Genomic DNA, 23,821 nt, shown 5'->3' on the forward strand with positions numbered 1-23,821 from the left:
GGGACACGCCGTGGAACTCGCCCAAGTCCGGCTCCTGGTCACCGACTTCGCCGCCTGCTACCGCTTCTACGCCGAGGTGCTCGGGCTGAAGCCGCAGTCGGGGGCGAGCGAGGGACCGTACGAGAAGTTCAGCCCGCACGCCGGATCGGCGGGGATCGCCCTGCAGGACCGGGCGATGATGGCCGCGATACTGGGCGAGCTGGGGGACGCGGTGACCGGGCACCGTTCGCTGGTGGTGCTGCGCGTCGACGACCTCGACACCTACTGCGAGCAGATCGTCGGACGGGGGGCGGTCCTTCTGCACGGGCCGGCGGCGATGACGGACCGCATGCGGGTCGCCCATCTCAAGGACCCCGAGGGCAATCTGGTGGAACTGCAGGAGTGGCTGCTGTTGCGCACCTGAGGGACAGCGCACCGGCACGGGTGACCTCTCCGAACACGTGAGTGGCCGTAAGCCCCCTACCGCCACCGGCGGGACGGTGGCAGGCTGCCCTCCATGGGGGTATTGAGGCGGATTTGGGGCCGGCCGCGCGGGACCAGGGTGGCGGCCGTGACAGGGCTCGCGGTGATCGCCGTGGGTGGTGCGGTGGCGTGTCAGCCGAGCGACCTGAACACCGCGACGGTCGCCTACACCACCGACCGGACCGCCACCGCCGAGCTGAAACGCCAGCACGTCGACGTCGACTGGCTCACCTGCACCGGCAACTACGGCTCGTCGGGCTCGTCGAGTTCGTCGGCGAGGACCACGAACGGCACGAGGACGCCGTCGGCCACCTCGACCACCGTCGTCTCCGTCGACTGCCAGGGCCGGACCAAGGACGGCCGGAGCATCACCGTCACCGGCCGGGTCACGAAGGCCGTCAGCGGGGCCTGTGTGCGCGGCGAACTCGTCGCCGAGGTCGGCGGCAAGGAGTGGTTCCGGGTGAACGGGCTGGGCAACTGCGACGCCACGCCCGGGCCGGCGTACAGCACCTACCGGCCGCCCACCTACGGGCAGCAGCCGGGCCCCACCGTGACCGTCACGAAGACGATCTGGTGCCAGGGCGACCCCACGTGCTGGCCGGTGCAGGGCAAGTGATCGAAATCGGCCACCGGGAACGCGCCGCGATGCATAGGCTGAGCGAGTGACTCAGGGTGCAGCGACAGGACCGCGGTCCTACCTCCGATTTCCGCATGTCCACGGCGATCTGGTCGCCTTCACCGCCGAGGACGACGTATGGCTCGCGCCCCTGGACGGCGGCCGGGCCTGGCGGGTCAGCGCCGACAACGTCCCCGTGACGCTGCCGCGCATCTCGCCCGACGGGACCACGGTCGCCTGGACCTCCACCCGCGACGGCGCCCCCGAGATCCACCTCGCCCCCGTCGACGGCGGCTCGTCCACCCGCCTGACCCACTGGGGGAGTTCCCGTACCCAGGTGCGCGGCTGGACCGCCGACGGGCAGGTCCTCGCGATCTCCACCTACGGCCAGGCCAGCCTCCGGCGCAGCTGGGCCCACACCGTCCCGCTGGACGGCGGCCCGTCCACCGTCCTGCCGTACGGCCCGGTCGGCCATGTCGCCCTCGGCCCGCACACCGTGCTGCTGTCCGCGCCGATGGGGCGGGAGGCGGCCTGGTGGAAGCGGTACCGGGGCGGTACGGCCGGCAAACTGTGGATAGATCGCGAGGGGGACGGCGAGTTCGTACGGCTGCACGCGGAGCTGGACGGGAACCTGGAGTACCCCGTGTGGGCCGGGACGGGGGTCCCCCCGCTCGAGCGAGGCCGAGAGTGGGGGAGGATCGCGTTCCTCTCCGACCACGAGGGCACCGGCGCGCTGTACTCCTCCCTCGCCGACGGTTCCGACCTGCGCCGGCACACCCCCCTCGACGGTTTCTACGCCCGGCACGCCTCCGGTGACGGCACCCGGGTCGTCTACGCCTCGGCCGGTGAACTCTGGCTCCTGGACGACCTGGAGGGCGCCGAGCCGCGCCGCCTGGACATACGGCTCGGCGGGTCCCGGGTGGACCGGCAGCCGTACCCGGTCAAGGCGGCCCGCTGGTTCAGCTCCGCCTCGCCCGACCACACCGCGCGCGGCAGCGCCGTCCTGGTGCGCGGCGGCGTGCACTGGGTGACCCACCGGTCCGGTCCGGCGCGGGCCCTTGCGGCTCAGCCCGGGGTGCGGGCCCGGCTGCCCGTCACCTTCCGCGCGGACGCGGAGGAGTGGGTGGTGTGGGTGACGGACGCCGAGGGCGACGACGCCCTGGAGTTCGCCCCTGCCACCGGACTCGTGCCCGGCGCCACCCCGCGCCGGATCGCCGCCGGACAGCTCGGCCGGGTCCTGGACCTCGCCGTCGCCCCCGACGGCGGCCGGGTCGCCGTCGCCGCCCACGACGGACGGCTGCTCCTCGTCGAACGCGAGACGGGCGAGGTCCGCGAGGTCGACCGCAGCGAGGACGGCGACGTCTCCGGACTCGCCTTCTCCCCCGACTCCGGCTGGCTGGCCTGGTCCCACCCCGGCGTCGGCGGGCTCTGCCAGCTCCGCATCGCCCACACCACCGACCTCACCGTTACCGAGGCCACCCCGCTGCGGTTCCGGGACTACGACCCCGCCTTCACCCGCGACGGCAAGCACCTCGCGTTCCTCTCCACCCGCTCCTTCGACCCGGTCTACGACGAGCACGTCTTCGACCTGGCGTTCGTGGTCGGCGACCGCCCGCACCTGATCACCCTGGCGGCCACCACGCCCTCGCCGTTCGGCCCGCAGCGGCACGGCCGCCCCTTCGAGACCCCCGACAAGGACGAGACCCCGGACGCCGAGGGCACCCCCGCCACCCGCATCGACCTGGAGGGCCTCGCCGACCGGATCGTGCCCTTCCCCGTCGAGGCCGGCCGCTACTCCACGCTCCGCGCCGCCAAGGACGGCGTCCTCTGGCTGCGCCACCCGGTGCGCGGTGTGCTCGGCGCCTCCCGCGCCCACCCCGAGGACCCGGCGCCCAAGACCGAGCTGGAGCGCTACGACCTCGCCCAGCAGCGCATCGAGTACCTCGCCTCCGACGCCGACCACTTCGAGGTCAGCGGCGACGGCAAACGCGTCCTGCTCTGGGCCGACGGCAAGCTCAAGGTCGTACCCAGCGATCGCCGCGCCTCGAACGACGACGACAGCGACACCAACGTCACCGTCGACCTGTCCCGGGTCCGGCAGACCGTCGACCCGGCCGCCGAGTGGCGGCAGATGTTCGACGAGACCGGCCGCATCATGCGCGACCAGTTCTGGCGGCCCGACCTCGGCGGTGTCGACTGGGACGGTGTCCTCGACCGCTACCGCCCGCTGGTCGACCGGGTCGCCACCCACGACGACCTCGTCGACCTGCTCTGGGAGGTCCAGGGCGAACTCGGCACCTCGCACGCCTACGTCACCCCGCGCGGCGGCCACGGCGGCGGCGCCCGGCAGGGCCTGCTCGGCGCCGACATCTCCCGCCACGCCGACGGCAGCTGGCGCATCGACCGGATCCTGCCCGCCGAGACCTCCGACCCCGGCGCCCGCTCCCCCCTCGCCGCACCCGGCGCCGCGGTACACCCCGGCGACGCGATCGTGGCCGTCGCCGGGCGCCCCGTCGACCCGGTGACCGGCCCCGGCCCGCTCCTCGTCGGCACGGCGGGCAAGGCCGTCGAACTGACCGTGTCCCCGGCCGGCGGCGGCGAGTTGCGGCACCCGGTGGTCGTCCCGGTCGCCGACGAGGAACCGCTCCGCTACCACGCGTGGGTGGCCGACCGAAGGGCCCACGTCCACGAGCTGTCCGGCGGCCGCCTCGGCTACCTCCACGTCCCCGACATGCAGGCGCCCGGCTGGGCCCAGATCCACCGCGACCTGAGCGTGGAGATGGCCCGCGAGGGCATCGTCGTGGACGTCCGCGAGAACCGCGGCGGGCACACCTCCCAGCTGGTCGTGGAGAAGCTGGCCCGGCGGATCGTCGGCTGGGACCTGCCGCGCGGCATGCGGCCGTTCAGCTACCCGAGGGACGCGCCCCGGGGACCGGTCGTGGTCGTCGCGAACGAGTTCTCCGGCTCGGACGGCGACATCGTCAACGCGGCGATCAAGGCGCTGGGCATCGGCCCGGTGGTCGGCACCCGCACCTGGGGCGGCGTGATCGGCATCGACAGCCGCTACCGCCTGGTCGACGACACACTGGTCACCCAGCCGAAGTACGCGTTCTGGCTGGAGGGCTACGGCTGGGGCGTCGAGAACCACGGCGTCGACCCCGACGTGGAGGTCGTGCAGCGTCCGCAGGACTGGGGCGCGGGCCGGGACCCCCAGCTCGACGAGGCGGTACGGATGGCCCTGGAGGCGTTGGAGACGGCTCCTGCGAAGACTCCGCCGACGTTGCCGAGGTAGGGAAGGGCGCCTGGTCCCACCTGAAGGGGCGCTGGGGGTATCCCCGGCCGAAGGCTGGGGGAGGAACTGCGCGCTCGGCCCCCACCGGGCGCGCACCCGACGACGATACGATGCCCGCGGAACTGATCACCGGTCGAGGAGAAAACGTGGCAGGGGAACCCCAGGACGACTGCCTGTTCTGCAAGATCGTCGCAGGCCATGTCCCCGCGACGATCGTCCGCGAGACGGACACCACCGTCGCCTTCCGGGACATCAACCCCCAGGCGCCCACCCACGTCCTGGTGATCCCCAAGGTCCACTACAGGAACGCGGCCGAGCTCGCCGCGGGCGAACCCGCCATCGCCGCCGACATACTGCGTGAGGCGCAGGCCGTCGCCGACGAGGACAAGCTGGAGAGCTACCGCGTCGTCTTCAACACCGGCAGCGGTGCCGGCCAGACCGTCTGGCACGCGCACGCCCACGTCATCGGCGGCCGCGGCCTGCAGTGGCCGCCCGGATAACTCGCCATGTCCGTACGTGAACTGGTGGTCCTCGGCACCGCCAGCCAGGTCCCCACCCGGCACCGCAACCACAACGGCTACCTGCTGCGCTGGGACGGCGAGGGCATCCTCTTCGACCCCGGCGAGGGCACCCAGCGGCAGATGCTGCGGGCCGGCGTCGCCGCCCACGACCTGAACCGGATCTGCGTCACCCACTTCCACGGCGACCACTCCCTCGGCCTCGCCGGAGTCATCCAGCGCATCAACCTCGACCAGGTCCCGCACCCGGTCACCGCGCACTACCCGAGGTCCGGGCAGCGCTTCTTCGACCGGCTCCGGTACGCCACCGCCTACCGCGAGACCGTCGGCATCACCGAGGCCCCGGTCGACGCGGACGGCGACCTCGCGGTCACCCGTGCCTACACGCTCCAGGCCCGCAGGCTCTCCCACCCCGTCGAGTCCTACGGCTACCGGCTCACCGAGCCCGACGGCCGCCGCATGCTGCCCGAACGGCTCGCCGCGCACGGCATCACCGGCCCCGACGTCGGCCGGATCCAGCGCGAGGGCGTCCTCGGGGACCTCACACTCGACGAGGTCAGCGAGGTACGGCGCGGCCAGCGGTTCGCGTTCGTCATGGACACCCGCCTGTGCGACGGGGTGCACGCCCTTGCAGAGGGCTGCGACCTGCTCGTCATCGAGTCGACCTTCCTCGACGAGGACGCCCGGCTCGCTGCGGACCACGGCCACCTGACCGCCGGACAGGCGGCGGCCGTCGCGCGCGACGCGGGCGTACGGCACCTCGTGCTGACCCACTTCAGCCAGCGCTACTCCGAACCCGAGAACCCCGAGAGCTTCGAACGGCAGGCACGGGCCGCCGGCTACGAGGGCGAGCTGACCGTCGCCCACGACCTGCTCCGAGTGCCGGTCCCGAAGCGCAGGTGAAGCGGCCGTACCATGCTCTGATGCCCCTCCCCAAAGCAGAACTGCACCTCCACATCGAAGGCACCCTGGAGCCCGAGCTGGCGTTCCTGCTGGCCGCGCGCAACGGTGTCGAACTCCCTTACGCGGACACCGACGCGCTGCGCAAGGCGTACCAGTTCGAGGACCTGCAGTCCTTCCTGAACCTCTACTACGAGCTCATGGCCGTCCTGCGCACCGAGCAGGACTTCGACGACCTCGCCGACGCGTACCTCTCGCGGGCCGCCGCGCAGGGCGTGCGGCACGCCGAGATCTTCTTCGACCCGCAGGCGCACCTCGCGCGGGGCGTGGACATGGGGACGGTCGTCGAGGGCCTGTGGCGGGCGCTCGGCCGCAGCGCCGAGAACCACGGGATCTCCACCCGCCTGATCATGTGCTTCCTGCGGGACGAGTCCGCCGAGTCGGCGATGGCGACGCTGGAGGCGGCGAAGCCCTACCTCGACCGGATCACCGGTATCGGGCTCGACTCCGCCGAGGTCGGGCATCCGCCGGTCAAGTTCCGCGAGGTGTACGAGGCGGCGGCCGCGCTGGGGCTGCGGCGGGTGGCCCATGCCGGTGAGGAGGGACCGCCGGAGTACATCACCGAGGCGCTGGACGTGCTCGGCGTCGAACGCGTCGACCACGGGCTGCGGTGCATGGAGGACCCGCGGCTGGTGGAGCGTCTGGTGCGGGAGCGGATCCCGCTGACGCTGTGCCCGCTGTCGAACGTCCGGCTGCGCGCGGTCGACGTGCTCGCCGAACACCCGCTTCCGGCCATGATCGACGCCGGGCTGCTGTGCACGGTCAACTCCGACGACCCGGCCTACTTCGGCGGCTACGTCGCCGACAACTACCACGCCGTGCGCGACGCCCTGGGCCTGTCCAGGGAGCAGATGCGGGAACTGGCCCGCAACTCGTTCCTCGCGTCCTTCCTGGAGGACGACGAGGAGCTGCGGGCGCGGTACCTCGCCGAGGTGGACGCGTTCGAGTTCGGTTAGGCCGCGACGTCCAGCCGTACCGGCGTCCCGTCGGCGAGCGCCGGGCCGGTCGCGACGGTGGTGGTCCTGCGCCGCAGCGCCACCGCCGTCAGCGGTACCGCGACCGCCAGCAGGCCCACCGCGAGGACCGTCCCCATCGCCGGGAAACCGGCCCGCGCCGCCAGCAGACTGCCGGTCAGCGGGCCGACGGCCGTCCCCAGCGACGACGCCGACCCGACCAGCACCGCCCAGCGGCCCCGCGGGTCGAGGGCGGCGGCGAGCCCGATGACGTACGACAGGACCACCGGGTAGAGCAGGTTCCAGGCGATCTCGCCGGAGGCGAACGTCGTCAGGTCGGTCGCGGACGCGCTGAGCGCGATACAGCCCGCGATCAGCACGGTGCCGAGACCGATGGGCAGGGCCTGGCCGAGCCGCGGGCCGAGGGCGCCCGCGCCGACCACGCCGAGCAGGCCGGTGCCGAGCGCCACCGCGAACACCGCGCCGACGGTCGCCTCGCCGAGATGGGCCTGCGTCAGGCCGATCCGGCCGCTGACGCCCCACAGCGAGTTCTGCGCGGCCGACCAGCACGGCATCGCGGCGGCCAGCAGCAGGCCCGAACGGAGGTGGGGCAGCCGGGAGTTGGCGGCGGTGCGGGGGAGGGCCGGGGCACTGCGGGGGGACAGGCGGGCGGTGAGCGGCCAGACCGCGAGTGCCGTGAGCGCGAGCGCGGCGAGGGGCTGGGCGTGGCCGGGGCCGAGGTGCGGGACCGTCAGATAGACGGCACCCGCGAGGGCGGACACGCCGAGCAGGCCGAGGGTGGTGGTGCGGTGGGGGTCTCGTTGCGCGGCGATGCCGGTGGCGGCGACGGCGGTGACCGTGCCGGAGCCGAAGCCGCCGACGACCGCGCCGGCGACGACCGCGGGGACGGCGGTGGTCAGGGCCGCCCCGCCGTAGCCGAGGACCGCGAGCAGGAGGCCGAGGCGGGCGAGCGTGCGGGGGCCGACGCGGTCGACCCGGGACGCGAGGAGGAAGCCGGCCGTCGCCGAACTCAGCAGCAGGGCACTGCCGACGGCGCCTGCCCGGGTGGCGGAGAGGGGGAGCCCCGATGCGAGCCGGCCGACGGTGGTCGGGAGGAGGTACGGGGCGAGGTACCCGGCCGTGAAGAGGGCGACGAGGGGCCCGGGGGTGGTGCGGGGGGCGGACACGGGCGTTCCCAGGGCATGCGAAAGGAGCGGCTCAAGAAAGGGGTTGGGCGCAGGCCGTCGAGGGACAGGAACGCGCGGAGAATTTGTATCAAGGGAGGGGGACTGGAAAAAGGGCGGGGGGTGTGATGTGGGGCACGGTTGGGTTTCGGGTGCGGGGGAGGGGGTAGATGCGCCGCGCGCCGTGGGGGTTCGGTGGGGTGGCGGGTGCGGGTGAGTGGGGGCTGGTCGCGCAGTTCCTCCCCCAGCCTTCGGCCGGGGGTACCCCCAGCGCCCCTTGGTTGGCTGTTCAGCCGCTTGTCGATACAGCTCCGCGTCCCTCGGTTGGCTGTTCGGTCGCCTGTCGACACAGTTTCGTGCCCTCGAACGCGCCGCTTCTCAGCGCCAGTTGACCGTGCCGCCCGTTGTCGCTGATTCGATTCTCGTGCGGATTTCCTGCATCACGGCCACGATCTGGTCCTCGTGCTCCGGTGTCAGGCGGGCCACCGGTACCGAGCAGCTGATCGCGTCCTGGGGCGGGGTGTCGTAGCGCAGGGCGAAGCCGTAGCCGGTGATGCCCAGGACGCCTTCCTCGCGGTCGATCGAGTAGCCGCGGGCGCGGACCTCGGCCAGGTCGGCGGAGAGGGCCTCCGGGGTGGTGTGGGTGTGGGGGGTGAGGGGCTGGTAGGGGCCCTCGGGGAGGCCGGCGTCCGGGCGTTCCGCCAGCAGCGCCTTGCCGAGGGCGCCCGCGTGGGCCGGGAGGCGACGGCCCACCCTGCTGATCGTGCGCAGGTACTCGTGGGACTCCCGGGTCGCCAGGTACGCCACGTCCGGGCCGTCCAGGCGGGCCAGGTGGATCGTCTCGCCGAGCACCTCGGAGGCCTCGTCGAGGTAGGGGCGGACGAGGCGGACGCGCGGGTCGGAGTCCAGGTAGCTCGTGCCGGTCAGCAGGGTGCGGAGGCCGATGCCGTAGAGGGAGCCGGTGGTGTCGGTGCGCACCCAGCCCCTGGCGATCAGTGTCTGGAGCAGGGCGTACATCGAGCTGCGCGGGACGCCCAGGTCGTCCGCCAGTTCCTGGAGGCGGGCCGGGCGGTCACCGCGGGCGGCGAGGAGCTCCAGCAGCTCCACGGTGCGCGCCGCGGACTTCACCTCGCGGACCCCTGCTGTCTCGGACATGTGCAGATCGTATGGGGGCGGGGGTGGTGTGCGCCGTTGACGGGGTGCGTTCGCATATCTAGTCTCAGTCTCTATACGTGGATGTCATCTACATGGGGAGATGAGGAGATGGGTACGGTGGCCGGACGGCCGGAGCATGTGGTGCGGAGGCTGCGGGACGGGATGACGGGCGGGGTGCTGTCGTTCCCGCTCACCTCGTTCCGCGCCGACGGGTCCCTCGACGTGGACGGGTTCCGGGCGTACGTCGCCGGGCAGCTGGCCGCCGGGCCCGGTGCCCTCTTCCCGGCCTGCGGGACCGGGGAGTTCTTCTCGCTGGACGAGGAGGAGTACCGGCAGGTCGTGACGGCGGCGGTCGAGGAAGCCGGTGGGAGGGTGCCCGTGGTCGCCGGGGTGGGGTACGGCTGGGCGCAGGCCGTCCGGTTCGCGCGCATCGCGGAGGACGCCGGGGCGGATGCCCTGCTGGTGCTGCCGCACTACCTCGTCGCCGCCCCGCAGGAGGGACTGGTCGCGCAGGTCGAGGCGATCGCGGGCCGGACCGGGCTGCCGCTCGTCGTCTACCAGCGCGGCCAGGTCACCTACACGGCCGACTCGGTGGCGCGGATCGCCCGCATCCCCGGCGTCATCGGCCTCAAGGACGGGCACAGCGACCTCGACCGGCTCCAGCGGCTCACCCTCGCCGCCCCGGACGGCTTCCTCTTCTTCAACGGCGCCGCCACCGCCGAGATCCAGGCCCGCGCCTACGCCACGGTCGGCGTCCCCGCCTACTCCTCCGCCGTGCACGCCTTCGCCCCCGAGATCGCCGACGCCTTCTTCGCCGCCCTCCGCGACGGCGACCGGGGCACCGCCGACAAGCTGCTGCGCGAGTTCTACGTGCCGTTCGTCGAACTGCGCGACCGGGTGCCCGGATACTCGGTCTCGCTGGTGAAGGCGGCGGCCCGGCTGCGCGGCCGGCCGGTGGGTCCCGTGCGCGCCCCGCTCACCGACCCGTCCGCCGCCGACCTGGCCGACCTGGAGGCTCTGCTCGGCACCGGCCTCGACCTCGTGGGGGCGTCCCGGTGAATCCCACGATCGCCGACGTCCGCCTCACCCCGATCCTGGTCGCCGACCCGCCGCTGCTGAACACGCAGGGCGTGCACCAGCCGTACACGCCCCGGCTGATCGTGGAGGTGGAGACCGCGGACGGGGTGGTCGGGGTCGGGGAGACCTACGGCGACACCAAGTACCTGGAGCTGGCCCGGCCGTTCGCGGAGAAACTGCGCGGGCGGCAGGTCGCAGACCTGAACGGGCTGTTCGGCGTGGCCGACGAGGTCGCCGTGGACGCGGCCCGGGTGGGCGGCCAGGTCGACGTCGGCGGGCTGCGGGGCGTCCAGACCGCCGAGAAGCTGCGGCTGTCCGTCGTCTCCGGGTTCGAGGTCGCCTGCCTGGACGCCCTCGGCAGGACGCTCGGGCTGCCGGTGCACGCACTGCTCGGCGGGAAGGTGCGCGACGCGGTCGAGTACAGCGCGTACCTCTTCTACAAGTGGGCCGCGCACCCGGAGGGCGTGCCCGCGGAACCCGACGACTGGGGAGCCGCGCTCGACCCGGCCGGGGTGGTGGCGCAGGCCCGCCGCTTCGCCGAGCGGTACGGGTTCACCTCCTTCAAGCTCAAGGGCGGGGTCTTCCCGCCGGAGGAGGAGATCGCGGCCGTACGCGCGCTGGCCGAGGCGTTCCCCGGGCACCCGCTGCGGCTGGACCCGAACGGCGCCTGGTCCGTGGCGACCTCGCTGAAGGTCGCGAGGGAACTCGGCGACGTCCTCGAGTACCTGGAGGACCCGGCGCTCGGCACCCCGGCGATGGCGGAGGTGGCGGCGGGCACGGACGTCCCGCTCGCGACCAACATGTGCGTGACGACCTTCGGCGAGATCGCGGAGGCGTTCACGCGCGGGGCCGTGCAGGTCGTCCTCTCCGACCACCACTACTGGGGCGGGCTGCGCAACACCCGGCAACTGGCCGCCGTCTGCCGGACCTTCGGCGTCGGCGTCTCCATGCACTCCAACACCCACCTCGGCATCAGCCTCGCCGCGATGACCCACGTGGCCGCGACCGTCCCGGACCTCCACCACGCCTGCGACTCCCACTACCCCTGGCAGTCCGAGGACGTCCTCACCGAACGCCTCGTCTTCGACGGCGGCCGGGTCACCGTCTCCGACGCCCCGGGACTGGGCGTCGAACTGGACCGGGAGAAGGTACGACGGCTGCACCGGCGGTGGCTCGACGACGACGGCACGCTCCGCGACCGCGACGACGCGGCGGCGATGCGGGCGGCCGACCAGGGCTGGACGACCCCGGCCGTGCCCCGCTGGTAGCGCCGCCCGATCGGGCGGTCGTACGGCGAGAGCGGCCGCCGCTCCCGTGACATGGTGCAGACTGGCCGGATCCGCATCACGTCAGGGAGCGCACCGTGACCGCGTCCAACGCGTTCGCCGGAGAGGAACCGGAGTACCTCGACGACGACAGGGGAGCAACAACACCGCACTGCGCCGCGCAGGTCGACCCGCTGGCCGCCCTGCGCACGCCGGACGATCCGCCCTGGGACGTCTACCTCACCGGCACCGTCTTCCTCGACATCGTCTTCACCGGCCTCGACAGCGCCCCGGTGCGCGGCACCGAGTCCTGGGCCCGGGGCATGGGCTCCAGCCCCGGCGGCGTCGCCAACATGGCCACCGCGCTCGCCCGCCTCGGCCTGAAGACCTCCCTCGCGGCCGCCTTCGGCGACGACCACTACGGCGAGTACTGCTGGGACGCGCTCGCCCAGGGCGAGGGCATCGACCTCTCCCCGTCCCGGACCGTGCGCGGCTGGCACTCGCCGGTCACCGTCTCCATGGCGTACGAGGGGGAGCGGACCATGGTCTCGCACGGGCACGAGCCGCCCGCCGACACCCTGTTCCGCCAGCAGAACGCACCCGGCCACCCCGCCCGTGCGCGCGCCGCCGTCGCCTCCCTCACGCCCGGCAAACGCAACCCCTGGATCGCCAGGGCGGCCGCCGAGGGGACCCGGATCTTCGCCGACGTCGGCTGGGACGACACGGGCGCGTGGGACCTCGCGGGCCTGGCCGACCTGGAGCACTGCGAGGCGTTCCTGCCCAACGCGGAGGAGGCCCGGCGGTACACCGGCGCGGACTGCCCGCGGGCCGCGGCGCACGCCCTCACCGAGTACGTGCCCCTCGCCGTGGTGACCCTCGGGTCGGAGGGGGCGTACGCGGTCGACGGGCGGACCGGGGAGTCCGCGGAGGTCCCGGCGATCGCCGTGGAGGCCCTCGACCCGACCGGCGCGGGGGACGTCTTCGTCGCGGGCTTCGTCACCGGCACGCTCGCCGACTGGCCGCTCGCCGACCGCCTCGCCTTCGCGGGGCTCACGGCAGCCCTGTCCGTCCAGGAGTTCGGCGGCTCCCTGTCCGCTCCCGGGTGGTCGGAGATCGGGGCGTGGTGGCGCAAGGTGCAGTCCGTGGCGGGGCAGGATCCGGCGGCGCTGCGACGGTACGCGTTCCTGGAGGGCCTGGTACCGGAGGAGGACCAGGTGAGGCCGTGGCCGCTGCGGAGGGCGGTACCGACGATCGGGTTCGGACGCGCGGGGTGACTGCCGACGGTGCGGGTGCGTGGGGGCCGGCGCCGGGGGGTTTCACTCGCCCGCGTTGGCGGGGTGCCGCCCGCGCCCACCCGTGCCGCCCCAGCGGCACGACTGCCCGCGGCTGGGTAGCTGAAAAAGGGCGGCTGCGCGATCAGCCCCCGCCGGGCCGCGCCCGACGACGAGACCGGCACACCCCGGCCTACTCTCCCCGCACCCTGGCAGCCTGCTGACGCACCAGCGCCCGCCCCGCCTCCGACACCCCGGACAACGCACCGGCGAACAGTTCCTCCACCCCGCCCCCGTCGGCCCCCACACCCCCGCTGCTCACCGCATACCCCTCCCGCACCGCGACCCGCAGCACACCCTCCGTGTCCACCGCCGCGGCGACGATCGTCGGGACCTCCCCGCCCGCGGGGTCGGCCACCTTCGCGTACGCCCCCGTCACCGGCTCCCGCCAGCGCAGCGCCAGCAGCACCGGGGACTTGGCCTGCACCTCGGCGAGGTCCACCTCGTACACCCCGTCCGCCGTGAGCACGTCGGCCCGCGCGTCCAGCACGATCGCCGCCGGCAGCAGGTCCCGCAGGCTGGACCCGGCGACGTTCCCGCCGACCGTCGCCGCCCGGCGTACCGCCCCCGTTCCGACGCCCTTCGCGGCCTGCCGCAGCACCTCCGGAACCCGGTCGTCCACCTGACCCAGCAGCACCGCGCCGCCGAGCACCCCGTTCCCCATCGCCGTCGCCTCCGGTACCTTCCGCAGGGACACCGCCTGTTCCGGGAAGCCGTCCCGCTGCCACGCGGCCCATATCAGGGTCGCTCCGCCGACGGGGATCGCCCCCTCGGCCAGACAGTCGCGGGCCTCGGACACCGACGTGGGCAGACGCAGCAGCACGGCTACCTGCTTTCTGTACGGACAGGTGGCCTGGAGCGGACGCGGCCCCCCGACCACGTGATGGCAGTGACGGCACGGATTCTGCCCCGGCGTGCAGGAGCGCATGCAGGGCTCACGGCCGCAGCGGGGGCGCCTTCCGCTGTGAAAAGGCCTACGGCGTTGTCAGTCCCGCGTCGTACGCTAGATATCGCGAGGCCGCCCTCAGCTACGCGGCCGTGACGAGGAGGAACCGCAGGCCTTAAGCGCCGGCCCATGACTCAGACACCCACAGCTCACACTCCCGCGCAGCAGCAGGCCCGAGCTCAGTTCGAGGTTCCCGCCCAGCACCCCATGGTCACCGTGCTGGGATCCGGCGATTCCCTGCTGCGCGTGATCGAGAAGGCCTTCCCGGCGGCCGACATCCATGTCCGGGGCAATGAGATCAGCGCGGTCGGCGATGCCCGTGAAGTCGCCCTCATACAGCGCCTGTTCGACGAGATGATGCTGGTGCTCCGCACCGGGCAGCCGATGACGGAGGACGCAGTGGAACGCTCGATCGCCATGCTGCGGGCGAGCGAGAACGGGGAGGGACCGGAGGAGACCCCGGCCCAGGTTCTGACGCAGAACATCCTGTCCTCGCGCGGCCGCACCATCCGCCCCAAGACCCTCAACCAGAAGCGGTACGTCGACGCGATCGACAAGCACACGATCGTCTTCGGCATCGGGCCCGCGGGTACCGGCAAGACCTACCTGGCCATGGCCAAGGCGGTGCAGGCCCTGCAGTCCAAGCAGGTCAACCGCATCATCCTGACCCGGCCGGCGGTCGAGGCGGGCGAGCGGCTCGGCTTCCTGCCGGGCACGCTCTACGAGAAGATCGACCCGTACCTGCGGCCGCTGTACGACGCGCTGCACGACATGCTCGACCCGGACTCGATCCCGCGGCTGATGGCGGCCGGGACCATCGAGGTCGCGCCGCTGGCGTACATGCGAGGCCGTACGCTCAACGACGCCTTCATCATCCTCGACGAGGCGCAGAACACCTCGCCCGAGCAGATGAAGATGTTCCTCACCCGGCTCGGCTTCGAGTCGAAGATCGTGATCACCGGTGACGTGACGCAGGTCGACCTGCCCAACGGCACCAAGTCCGGTCTGCGCCAGGTGCAGGACATCCTGGACGGCGTGGACGACGTGCACTTCTCCCGGCTGACGTCCCACGATGTCGTACGGCACAAGCTGGTGGGCCGTATCGTCGACGCGTACGAGAAGTACGACAGCACGCACGGCACCGAGAACGGCACGCACAAGGGCGGCCGCTCGAAGTCCGCGCACAAGGGGAAGTAGACAAGCACAGCGCCATGTCGATCGACGTCAACAACGAGTCCGGAACCGAGGTCGACGAGCAGGCGATCCTCGACATCGCCCGCTACGCGCTCGCACGGATGCGCATCCACCCGCTCTCCGAGCTCTCGGTGATCGTCGTGGACGCCGACGCCATGGAGCAGCTGCACATCCAGTGGATGGACCTGCCGGGTCCGACGGATGTCATGTCGTTCCCGATGGACGAGCTTCGGCCGCCGTCGAAGGACGAGGACGAGCCGCCGCAGGGGCTGCTCGGCGACATCGTGCTCTGCCCGGAGGTAGCCGCCAAGCAGGGGGCCGAGGCCGAGACCCAGCACTCCATGGACGAGGAGCTCCAGCTGCTCACCGTCCATGGCGTGCTGCACCTGCTCGGCTACGACCACGAGGAGCCCGACGAGAAGGCCGAGATGTTCGGCCTGCAGGCGGCCATCGTGGACGGCTGGCGTGCGGAGCAGGGCCTGACCGGGCCCTCGCCGGCGCCGACGGTCTCCTAGCCGGGCGGGTCGTCCTCGTATGAGTCCGCAGATCGTCCTCGGCGCGGTCGTGCTGGTCGTCGTCGGCTGGCTGGCCGCCTGCGCCGAGGCCGGTATCGCCCGCGTCTCCAGCTTCCGGGCCGAGGAGGCGGTGAAGTCCGGGCGGCGCGGCAGCGCCAAGCTCGCCCAGGTCGCCGCCGACCCGACCCGCTACCTCAACGTGGCGCTGCTGGTCCGCGTCGCCTGCGAGATGGCGGCCGCCGCGCTCGTCACCTACGCCTGCCTCCAGGAGATCCCCACCACCTGGCAGGCGCTGCTCGCCGCGATCGGCGTGATGGTGCTCGTGTCGTACGTCGCCGTCGGCGTCTCCCCGCGCACCATCGGCCGCCAGCACCCGCTGAACACGGCGACGGCCGCCGCGTACGTGCTGCTGCCGCTGGCCCGCATCATGGGCCCGATCCCGTATCTCCTCATCCTCATCGGCAACGCGCTCACCCCCGGCAAGGGCTTCCGGCGCGGCCCGTTCGCCTCCGAGGCCGAACTGCGGGCCCTGGTCGACCTCGCCGAGAAGGAGTCGCTGATCGAGGACGACGAGCGCCGCATGGTGCACTCGGTCTTCGAACTCGGCGACACCCTCGTGCGGGAGGTCATGGTCCCGCGCACCGACCTCGTCGTCATCGAGCGGTACAAGACCATCCGCCAGGCCCTCACCCTCGCGCTCCGCTCCGGCTTCTCCCGGATCCCCGTCACCGGGGAGAGCGAGGACGACATCGTCGGGATGGTGTACCTGAAGGACCTGGTCCGCAAGACGCACATCAGCCGGGAGTCCGAGTCCGACCTGGTCTCCACCGCGATGCGGCCCGCGTTCTTCGTGCCCGACACCAAGAACGCCGGCGACCTGCTGCGCGAGATGCAGAAGGAACGCAACCACGTCGCCGTCGTCATCGACGAGTACGGCGGCACGGCCGGGATCGTCACCATCGAGGACATCCTGGAGGAGATCGTCGGCGAGATCACCGACGAGTACGACCGTGAACTCCCGCCCGTCACCGACCTCGGCGACGACCGCTACCGGGTCACCGCCCGCCTCGACATCACGGACCTCGGCGAGCTGTACGGCTTGGAGGAGTACGACGACGAGGACGTGGAGACGGTCGGCGGCCTGCTCGCGAAAGCCCTCGGCAGGGTGCCGATCGCCGGTGCCTCCGCCCAGGTCGAACTCCCCGACGGCCGCAGGCTGGCCCTCACCGCCGAGTCGGCCGCCGGCCGCCGGAACAAGATCGTGACGGTACTGGTGGAGCCGGTGCCGGTACGCGACACCGCGGAGGACGACCCCGAGTGACCCCGGACCAGCTCCGTGCCTTCTGCCTCTCCTTCAACGCGGCCGAGGAGGACTTCCCGTTCAACCCGGACATCTCCGTCTTCAAGGTGCTCGGCAAGATGTTCGCGCTGAGCTGGATCGACGCGAAGCCCCTCAAGGTCAACCTCAAGTGCGCCCCCGAGGACGCGGTGCGGCTCCGCACCGACCACGAGGGGCTGATCGCGCCGGGGTATCACATGAACAAGCGGCACTGGAACACCGTGACCGTGGACGGCGACCTCCCCGACCGGCTCGTGAAAGAGCTGATCGAGGACTCGTACGACCTCGTCGTCGCCGGCCTGCCGAGGGCGGAGCGGCTGCGGCTGGACCGGCCGTAGTCGCGGTAGCCCGCGGGGCGGGGGCCCGGGAGCGGCGGGGACGCCGGGTCTGCCGCGGCCGTACGGAGTCAGATCGTCCAGACCCTCGGCTGACTCCGTCCGGCGGTGGGGGAGGAGCGGGGGCCGGTCCGGGTTGTTCGTATGCTCGGGGCATGACCGACAGCAACGCGCTTGGCGCCGAGGACCGCAAGATCGTCACCCTGGCCCGCTCGGCCCGGGCCCGCAACGGGGTGCCCGAGGGGGCGGCCGTACGGGACTCGACGGGCCGTACGTATGTGGCGGGGACCGTGGAGCTGGCCTCGCTGAAGCTGAGCGCGCTGCGGACGGCGGTGGCGATGGCGGTGGCGTCGGGGGCGGAGTCGCTGGAGGCGGCGGCGGTGGTGTCGGGGGCCGACGGGGTTTCGGCGGAGGACCTGGCCGCGGTGCGGGATCTTGGGGGGCCGGGGACGCCGGTGCTGCTGGCGGGGGCGGACGGGGAGGTTCGGCTCACTGCCTCTGCCTAGTCCTTCGCCCACCAGCCCACCAGCCCACCCGACTCGCTCCGCTGAGAAGCGAGCCCTTCTCTGACTCCGTCGGGGGAGGGGTGGGGTGGGTTGACTCGGGGTGGCGGGCATGAGTGGGCGGGTGCGGCGCCGTCGTGGTTGCTCGCGCACCGTCGCCCCCTTCCCGCAGTCGGCCAAATTTCAACCTTGTCGGTCTGCGTCTCTCGCGTATCAATGGGACCGTAAGTTCCGACGGACCGTCAGATTCGGCCCCGCGGTGTGTCCGCACCCACCCGGACCGGGGTCGCCATCCCCACATGGCATTCCCACGCAACGGGAAGGGAGCCCGATCCCCATGAAACGAACAGCCACCGGTGCGGCACTCGCGGCGGGGGCCCTCGCCGCCACGGCGCTGGCCTTCGCGCCCTCGGCCGCCGCCGTCACCCCGACCACCGCCACCGTCACCGCCAGCTGCGGCATCTTCGGCGGCGGTGCGGCCACGCTCACCGCGACACAGAGCGGTACCTCGTCCACCATCACCCTCACCTCCAGCGCGATCACCGCCCCGCTCGCCCTGTCGGCGAACTCGATCACCTCCACGCTCACCCTGGCCAACTCCACCGGCAGCGCCCGTGTCTTCAGCGGGACCGTGAACCCGGCCATGGCCACCGGCGCCCCGGTCACCGTCGGCCCGCTCCCCGGCACCGTGGCCTCCGGCGACAGCCTCGACTTCTACGGCGGCTCGCTGAAGATGGTCATCTTCGGCATCACCGTCACCTGTACGTCGAGCGCCGCCCAGTCGCCCGGACCGTTCGTCATGGACTGAGCCCGCTGACGGGTTCGTTCCGGATGCCGCAGAAGCTGATGAACCGTCAGGTTTCTGCGGCATCTCCATTGACTTCTCACGCGGCCTCCACATCAATGGCCCCCTGTCGGCGCAGAGGAGCCGCTGCGCCCGCATCCCTCAGGAGGGGGCTTCCATGGGTTCACCCCCAAGATCACGAAGATCCCGACGGTGGCGCTGGATCTCACTGTTCGGGGCGACCGCGCTCGCGGTCACGGCGGGTGGCGCGCTGGCCTGCCCGGCCGGTGCCGCCGGGACGAACGTCGACTTCGCCACGCACTGCATCCCGCCCGCCGTCGCGGGCCTCCCGCCGATCGACGGCACCACCACCGCCAACATCTCGGTGGACAACACCAGCCCCAAGGTCGGCGACACGGTCACCGTGACCTACACCGTGGTCACGCCCGCCGCCAACAACCCCACCGCCCTCGCCCTGCCGGCCGACATCATGACGCCGACCGGGAAGGTGACGCTGGGCGGGGCGCAGACCGGGGACGTCACGGTCACCGGGCCGAAGAAGAACGATCCGGTGCCGGGGTACGGGGTCTTCCCGTCGTTCTCCATGACCGGGACGTTCACCGTCACCTCGCCGGGCGCCATCACGCTCTCGCCCAGTGACTACAACATCCACACCAGCTACATCCTGGAGCTGGACACCCCGTGCACGGTCACCAACCCGCCCGCCCCGGTGTCGGAGACCGTCACGGCCACCTCGACCACCCCGGTCAACACCCGTGCCATCAGCCTCGGCAAGGCCTCCGGCAATCCCGGTGACAGCGTGACCGTCAGCGGGCAGAACTTCACGCCGGGCGCGACCGTGACACTCGCCGGGCGGTCCGGCGGCAGCCAGACCGCCGACACCGCCACGGCGACCGCGGGCTCCGACGGTTCCTTCAGCGCACCCATCGTCGTCAACGACAAGACGACGACCGGGATCGTGGCGTACGAGGGGAGCGCATGGAGCGATGACCTGGGGGCCGGACCGGCCGCCTACACCGTCAACGACACCACGCCGGTGCCGCCCGGCAGCCAGAAGCTGACGACCACCGTCAAGGCGGGGACCCTGTCCATGTCCCAGGCCGGGGACTCCGTCGCGCTGTCGGCGGTGGACTTCGGGCAGGGCGGGGCGTCCACGGGCAACCTGCAGACCGTCACCGTCAAGGACTTCCGTGGCGGGCCGGCCGGCTGGTCGCTCACCGGCAAGGTCACCGACTTCACCGGTCCCGGCGCCAAGATAGACGCCGGGAAGCTGAGCTGGACGCCGGGCTGCGCGACCAAGGCGGGCAGCCCCAGCACCTGTGCGGCCGGTTCGGCGGGCACCGTCGGCAGCTCCGGAGCGACCCTCGCGTCGACGCCGGACGCCACGCTCACCGGCGGTGAGTTCACGGTCGACGCCGGACTCTCCCTGGACGTACCGGCGTTCACGCCTCCGGGGTCGTACTCCGGAGTCCTGACCCTGACGCTCACCTGAGCCGACTCCCTTGTGGCGACCGGGCTTTCATGTCACGAGAGACCCGGTCGCCACCCGTCCCGCTTCCGACCGGGGGTCCGCACCCATGCGTCGCGTCAAGCCGTATGTCCTCCTCCTGAGCCTGATCCTCGGCGTCCTCTGCACGGCGGGTCCCGCGCGCGCCGCCGACAACGGAAGCTGGTCCGTCTATCCGGTCGCCTCGAAGATCGCGGCGCGGCCGTACTTCTACCTCTCCCTCGACCCCGGGCAGACGATCACCGACAAGGTGGCCGTGGCCAACAAGACCGGCAGGCCGCTCACCTTCCGGCTGTACGCGGCCGACGCCTACAACACCGCCCGGGATGGCGGCTTCGCCGTCCGGACGGTGAAGGAGAAGATGCGGGGGGTGGGGGCCTGGGCGAAGCTCGGGAAGGCGCGGGTCACCGTCCCGCCGCACAGGACGGTCACCGTTCCGTTCACGCTGCACGTGCCGCAGGGAGCCGAGCCCGGCGACCATCCCGGTGCGATCGTCGCGCTGGACGAGAAGGTCGATCCGGGGGCCGGCTCCCTGGCGCTCGGCGTGCAGCGGGCCGTCGGCGCCCGCGTCTACCTGCGGGTGAGCGGGCCGACGCTGCCGGCCCTCGCCGTCGAGAACGTGCACATCAGCCACCACCAGCCGCTCGTGCCCGGCCTCGGCGCCAGCACGGCGACGATCTCCTACACCCTGCACAACACCGGGAACGTCACCCTGGATCCCAAGGTGCGGCTGCGGGCTGAGGGCCTGTTCGGCCGTACACTGCTCAGCCGCGATCTCACCGGGGTCCCCTCCGAACTGCTGCCGGGGGAGCGGGTCAAGCTCACCGCGCGCTGGCGGGACGCGCCCCAACTCGACTGGGGCAACGTGACGTTGACGGCCAGCGCGACCGGCACCAGGGAGTCGGCGAGCGCGTCGTTCCTCGCGCTGCCGTGGCTGGTGGTGGCGGTGGTCTTCGCTGCCGGGGTGGCGGCCGGTGCGCTGTTCGCCCGGGCGCGCCGGGGCCGCAGGAGCAGGGGGAAGCCGTTCCCCCGGTCACTCAGAGGGCGTCGGGGCCGCGCTCGCCCGTCCGCACCCGTACGACCGTCTCCACCGGCACCGCCCACACCTTCCCGTCCCCGATCTTCCCCGTCTGCGCGGCCTTGACGATCGCCTCGATCGCGGGCTCGGCGTCGGCGTCCTCGACGACGACCTCGATCCGGACCTTGGGGACCAGGTCGACGCGGTACTCGGCGCCCCGGTACACCTCGGTGTGGCCGTGCTGCCTGCCGTAGCCGCTGGCCTCGGTCACGGTCAGGCCGTGCACGCCGAGCTCCTGGAGCGCGGTCTTCACCGCGTCGAGGCGGTAGGGCTTCACGATCGCGGTGATGAGCTTCATGGCTGGCTGTTGACCTTCTGGGCGGTGGGGACGACGGAGTGGGCGACCGGGGCGCCGTGGCCCAGGACCCCGTGATCGTAAGCGGTCTCGGCGTGCACCGTAAGGTCCAGGCCGGTGTGCTCCTGGTCCTCGGCCGCCCGGAAGCCCATCGCCTTGTCGAGCACCTTGCCGATGCCGTACGTCACGGCGAACGCGTACGCCGCGACGGCCACGACCGCCACCGCCTGCTTGCCGAGCTGGACGGCCCCGCCGCCGTAGAAGAGGCCCTCGGCGCCGCCGGTCATGGCCTTCTCGGCGAACAGGCCGATCAGCAGGGTACCGATGATCCCGCCGACCAGGTGGACGCCGACGACGTCCAGCGAGTCGTCGTAGTCCAGCTTGAACTTCCAGCTCACCGCGTACGAGCAGACCACGCCCGCGGCGAGGCCGACGACCAGCGCGCCGAGCAGGGAGACCGAGCCGCAGGACGGGGTGATGGCGACCAGGCCGGCGACCGCGCCGGAGGCCGCGCCCAGGGTGGTGGGGTGGCCGTCGCGCTTCTGCTCGACGAAGAGCCAGCCGAGCAGGCCGGTGCAGCCGGCGGCGAGGGTGTTCAGGAAGACGGCGGCGGCCAGGCCGTTGGCGCCGAGCGCGCTGCCCGCGTTGAAGCCGAACCAGCCGAACCAGAGCAGACCGGCGCCGAGGACGACCATCGGGAGGTTGTGCGGCCGCATCGCGTCCTTCTTGAAGCCGAGCCGCGGGCCGAGGACCAGGCAGAGGGCGAGACCGGAGGCGCCGGAGGTGATCTCGACGGGCAGGCCGCCGGCGAAGTCGAGGGCGCCGAGGCGGTGCGCGATCCAGCCACCCGGGCCCCACACCCAGTGCGCGACGGGAACGTATACGAGCAGCGCCCAGACGGGGACGAAGACCAGCCAGGCCCCGAATTTCGCCCGGTCCGCGATCGCGCCGCTGATCAGCGCGGCCGTGACGATCGCGAAGGTGAGCTGGAAGGTGGCGAAGAGCAGGGTGGGGACGGTGCCCTGGACGCTGTCGGGACCGAGGCCGCTCATGCCCGCGTGGGCGAGGTCGCCGAGGAGCCCGGCCCCGAGGTCGTCCCCGAAGGCGAGCGAGTAGCCGCCCGCCAGCCACACCACCGTCACCAGGGCGATCGACACGAAGCTCATCATCAGCATGTTGAGGACGCTCTTCGTGCGGACCATGCCGCCGTAGAACAGGGCCAGGCCCGGGGTCATCAGCAGGACCAGGGCGGTCGCGGCGAGCAGCCAGGCGGTGTCACCGGTGTCGGCGTGCGCGGCGGAGAGGAACACGGGCGTCTCCAACGTCGGTCGGGGCTCGTCAGAGGGTCACCGCTCCCCGTTTCCGGTTGCGTACAGTCGTGTTTCCGTGACGTTTCGTTGCGTCGGGGTTACCGAAATCTCACGGTGCGGCGGCGCCTCGACGATCAGGGAGAATGGGGGGCATGAGCGTTCGCAGCCAGTCAACCGAGCCGTCGGAACCGTCGGAGGCCGTCCACCGGGCGGGCTTCGCCTGTTTCGTGGGCCGCCCCAACGCGGGCAAGTCCACCCTCACGAACGCTCTGGTCGGGCAGAAGGTGGCGATCACCGCGAACCAGCCGCAGACGACGCGGCACACGGTACGGGGGATCGTGCACCGGGAGGACGCCCAGCTGATCCTGGTCGACACCCCGGGCCTCCACAAGCCGCGCACGCTGCTCGGCGAGCGTCTCAACGACGTCGTCCGCACGACGTGGGCCGAGGTGGACGTGATCGGTTTCTGTCTCCCGGCGAACGAGAAGATCGGTCCGGGTGACCGTTTCATCGCCAAGGAACTGGCCGGGATCCGCAAGACCCCGAAGGTCGCGATCGTCACCAAGACCGACCTGGTCGACTCCAAGACCCTCGCCGAGCAGCTGATCGCCATCGACCAGCTCGGCAAGGAGCTGGGCTTCGAGTGGGCCGAGATCGTGCCGGTCTCGGCGGTCGGCGACAAGCAGGTGAACCTGCTGGCCGACCTCCTCGTCCCGCTGCTCCCCGAGGGCCCGGCGCTCTACCCCGAGGGCGACCTCACCGACGAGCCCGAGCAGGTCATGATCGCCGAGCTGATCCGCGAGGCGGCCCTGGAGGGCGTCCGCGACGAGCTGCCGCACTCCATCGCCGTCGTCGTCGAGGAGATGCTCCCGCGCGAGGACCGCCCCGCGGACAAGCCCCTCCTGGACATCCACGCCAACCTCTTCATCGAGCGCCCCAGCCAGAAGGGCATCATCATCGGCCCCAAGGGCAAGCGCCTGAAGGAGGTCGGCATCAAGAGCCGCAAGCAGATCGAGGCGCTGCTGGGCACGCCGGTCTTCCTGGACCTCCACGTGAAGGTCGCGAAGGACTGGCAGCGGGACCCGAAGCAGCTGCGGCGGCTGGGGTTCTAGGGTCCTGCGGAGAACCGCGGTGCCACAGGGCGGTCGTCGGTGCCGGAAGGGGCCCCTGCGTCGCAATGG

At 72.3% G+C, this 23,821-nt stretch carries 23 protein-coding genes; 18 read left to right on the plus strand and 5 right to left on the minus strand.

The window, feature by feature from the left end:
• Positions 1 to 10: 10 nt before the first annotated feature.
• The 6 genes from ABT137_RS01130 (at position 11) to ABT137_RS01155 (ending at position 6,804) form a co-directional block, all read left to right on the plus strand.
• Positions 11 to 403, plus strand: coding sequence for a VOC family protein (locus ABT137_RS01130; RefSeq protein ID WP_351700410.1), 393 nt, complete (start codon positions 11 to 13; stop codon positions 401 to 403).
• Between the two features lie 93 nt (positions 404 to 496).
• The gene (locus ABT137_RS01135; RefSeq protein WP_502984447.1) at positions 497 to 1,078 is read left to right on the plus strand and encodes a hypothetical protein; all 582 of its coding nucleotides are present in this window, start codon (positions 497 to 499) and stop codon (positions 1,076 to 1,078) included.
• A gap of 46 nt (positions 1,079 to 1,124) precedes the next feature.
• Positions 1,125 to 4,370 carry a S41 family peptidase gene (locus ABT137_RS01140; protein WP_351700416.1) on the plus strand — a complete coding sequence of 1,082 codons (3,246 nt, stop codon included), beginning with the start codon at positions 1,125 to 1,127 and terminating at the stop codon, positions 4,368 to 4,370.
• Positions 4,371 to 4,516: 146 nt separating this feature from the next.
• Entirely contained in the window at positions 4,517 to 4,870 is a 354-nt protein-coding gene (locus ABT137_RS01145; protein WP_351700419.1) for a histidine triad nucleotide-binding protein, read from the plus strand.
• Between the two features lie 6 nt (positions 4,871 to 4,876).
• Positions 4,877 to 5,791: a ribonuclease Z gene (locus ABT137_RS01150; protein WP_351700422.1), complete on the plus strand. Its 915-nt coding sequence runs from the start codon at positions 4,877 to 4,879 to the stop codon at positions 5,789 to 5,791.
• Between the two features lie 20 nt (positions 5,792 to 5,811).
• The gene (locus tag ABT137_RS01155) at positions 5,812 to 6,804 is read left to right on the plus strand and encodes an adenosine deaminase (protein ID WP_351700425.1); all 993 of its coding nucleotides are present in this window, start codon (positions 5,812 to 5,814) and stop codon (positions 6,802 to 6,804) included.
• Here ABT137_RS01155 and ABT137_RS01160 read toward each other — a convergent pair.
• Together ABT137_RS01160 and ABT137_RS01165 are read right to left on the minus strand one after the other, a co-directional pair.
• On the minus strand, positions 6,801 to 7,988 hold the full coding sequence (locus tag ABT137_RS01160) for an MFS transporter (protein ID WP_351700428.1): 1,188 nt from the start codon (positions 7,986 to 7,988) through the stop codon (positions 6,801 to 6,803). The genes ABT137_RS01155 and ABT137_RS01160 overlap by 4 nt on opposite strands.
• Positions 7,989 to 8,363: 375 nt before the next feature.
• Complete coding sequence (locus ABT137_RS01165; RefSeq protein ID WP_351700431.1) at positions 8,364 to 9,140, minus strand: IclR family transcriptional regulator; 777 nt, start codon at positions 9,138 to 9,140, stop codon at positions 8,364 to 8,366.
• Between the two features lie 108 nt (positions 9,141 to 9,248).
• Between ABT137_RS01165 and ABT137_RS01170 the strand changes: the two genes are divergently transcribed.
• The 3 genes from ABT137_RS01170 (at position 9,249) to ABT137_RS01180 (ending at position 12,756) form a co-directional block, all read left to right on the plus strand.
• The gene (locus tag ABT137_RS01170; protein ID WP_351700434.1) at positions 9,249 to 10,199 is read left to right on the plus strand and encodes a 5-dehydro-4-deoxyglucarate dehydratase; all 951 of its coding nucleotides are present in this window, start codon (positions 9,249 to 9,251) and stop codon (positions 10,197 to 10,199) included.
• A complete protein-coding gene (locus ABT137_RS01175) occupies positions 10,196 to 11,485 on the plus strand; it encodes a glucarate dehydratase family protein (protein WP_351700436.1) in 1,290 nt (429 codons plus the stop codon). Before ABT137_RS01170 ends, ABT137_RS01175 begins: the two co-directional genes overlap by 4 nt.
• A gap of 95 nt (positions 11,486 to 11,580) precedes the next feature.
• Positions 11,581 to 12,756, plus strand: a complete 1,176-nt coding sequence (locus tag ABT137_RS01180) for a carbohydrate kinase family protein (RefSeq protein WP_351700439.1) — start codon at positions 11,581 to 11,583, stop codon at positions 12,754 to 12,756.
• Positions 12,757 to 12,946: 190 nt separating this feature from the next.
• On the opposite strand, the gene ABT137_RS01185 is transcribed toward ABT137_RS01180, so the two are convergent.
• Positions 12,947 to 13,636: an FAD binding domain-containing protein gene (locus ABT137_RS01185; protein ID WP_351700442.1), complete on the minus strand. Its 690-nt coding sequence runs from the start codon at positions 13,634 to 13,636 to the stop codon at positions 12,947 to 12,949.
• A 252-nt stretch (positions 13,637 to 13,888) separates the two neighbouring features.
• Between ABT137_RS01185 and ABT137_RS01190 the strand changes: the two genes are divergently transcribed.
• From ABT137_RS01190 to ABT137_RS01225, 8 genes are all read left to right on the plus strand, one after another.
• Complete coding sequence (locus tag ABT137_RS01190; RefSeq protein ID WP_351700445.1) at positions 13,889 to 14,956, plus strand: PhoH family protein; 1,068 nt, start codon at positions 13,889 to 13,891, stop codon at positions 14,954 to 14,956.
• A 14-nt stretch (positions 14,957 to 14,970) separates the two neighbouring features.
• Positions 14,971 to 15,468 carry an rRNA maturation RNase YbeY gene (ybeY, locus tag ABT137_RS01195; RefSeq protein WP_234539372.1) on the plus strand — a complete coding sequence of 166 codons (498 nt, stop codon included), beginning with the start codon at positions 14,971 to 14,973 and terminating at the stop codon, positions 15,466 to 15,468.
• A gap of 19 nt (positions 15,469 to 15,487) precedes the next feature.
• Complete coding sequence (locus ABT137_RS01200) at positions 15,488 to 16,789, plus strand: hemolysin family protein (protein ID WP_351700448.1); 1,302 nt, start codon at positions 15,488 to 15,490, stop codon at positions 16,787 to 16,789.
• Positions 16,786 to 17,145, plus strand: coding sequence for an MmcQ/YjbR family DNA-binding protein (locus ABT137_RS01205; RefSeq protein ID WP_351700451.1), 360 nt, complete (start codon positions 16,786 to 16,788; stop codon positions 17,143 to 17,145). Before ABT137_RS01200 ends, ABT137_RS01205 begins: the two co-directional genes overlap by 4 nt.
• A 152-nt stretch (positions 17,146 to 17,297) precedes the next feature.
• Entirely contained in the window at positions 17,298 to 17,648 is a 351-nt protein-coding gene (locus ABT137_RS01210; protein ID WP_351700454.1) for a cytidine deaminase-like protein, read from the plus strand.
• A 334-nt stretch (positions 17,649 to 17,982) separates the two neighbouring features.
• Positions 17,983 to 18,453: a hypothetical protein gene (locus ABT137_RS01215; protein WP_351700457.1), complete on the plus strand. Its 471-nt coding sequence runs from the start codon at positions 17,983 to 17,985 to the stop codon at positions 18,451 to 18,453.
• 154 nt (positions 18,454 to 18,607) lie between these two features.
• Positions 18,608 to 19,942: a WxL domain-containing protein gene (locus tag ABT137_RS01220; protein ID WP_351700460.1), complete on the plus strand. Its 1,335-nt coding sequence runs from the start codon at positions 18,608 to 18,610 to the stop codon at positions 19,940 to 19,942.
• Between the two features lie 85 nt (positions 19,943 to 20,027).
• A complete protein-coding gene (locus tag ABT137_RS01225) occupies positions 20,028 to 21,101 on the plus strand; it encodes a CLIPPER-2 domain-containing protein (protein WP_351700463.1) in 1,074 nt (357 codons plus the stop codon).
• Here ABT137_RS01225 and ABT137_RS01230 read toward each other — a convergent pair.
• On the minus strand, positions 20,995 to 21,333 hold the full coding sequence (locus ABT137_RS01230) for a P-II family nitrogen regulator (protein ID WP_351700466.1): 339 nt from the start codon (positions 21,331 to 21,333) through the stop codon (positions 20,995 to 20,997). The two genes, ABT137_RS01225 and ABT137_RS01230, sit on opposite strands and share 107 nt — an antisense overlap.
• Positions 21,330 to 22,640 carry an ammonium transporter gene (locus tag ABT137_RS01235; protein ID WP_351700469.1) on the minus strand — a complete coding sequence of 437 codons (1,311 nt, stop codon included), beginning with the start codon at positions 22,638 to 22,640 and terminating at the stop codon, positions 21,330 to 21,332. Before ABT137_RS01235 ends, ABT137_RS01230 begins: the two co-directional genes overlap by 4 nt.
• Before the next feature lie 152 nt (positions 22,641 to 22,792).
• On the opposite strand from ABT137_RS01235, the gene era reads away from it, so the two are divergent.
• Entirely contained in the window at positions 22,793 to 23,752 is a 960-nt protein-coding gene (gene era / locus ABT137_RS01240) for a GTPase Era (RefSeq protein ID WP_351700472.1), read from the plus strand.
• Positions 23,753 to 23,821 lie beyond the last annotated feature (69 nt).

The organism is Streptomyces sp. NPDC001980 (genome assembly GCF_040296885.1).
Taxonomy (GTDB): domain Bacteria; phylum Actinomycetota; class Actinomycetes; order Streptomycetales; family Streptomycetaceae; genus Streptomyces.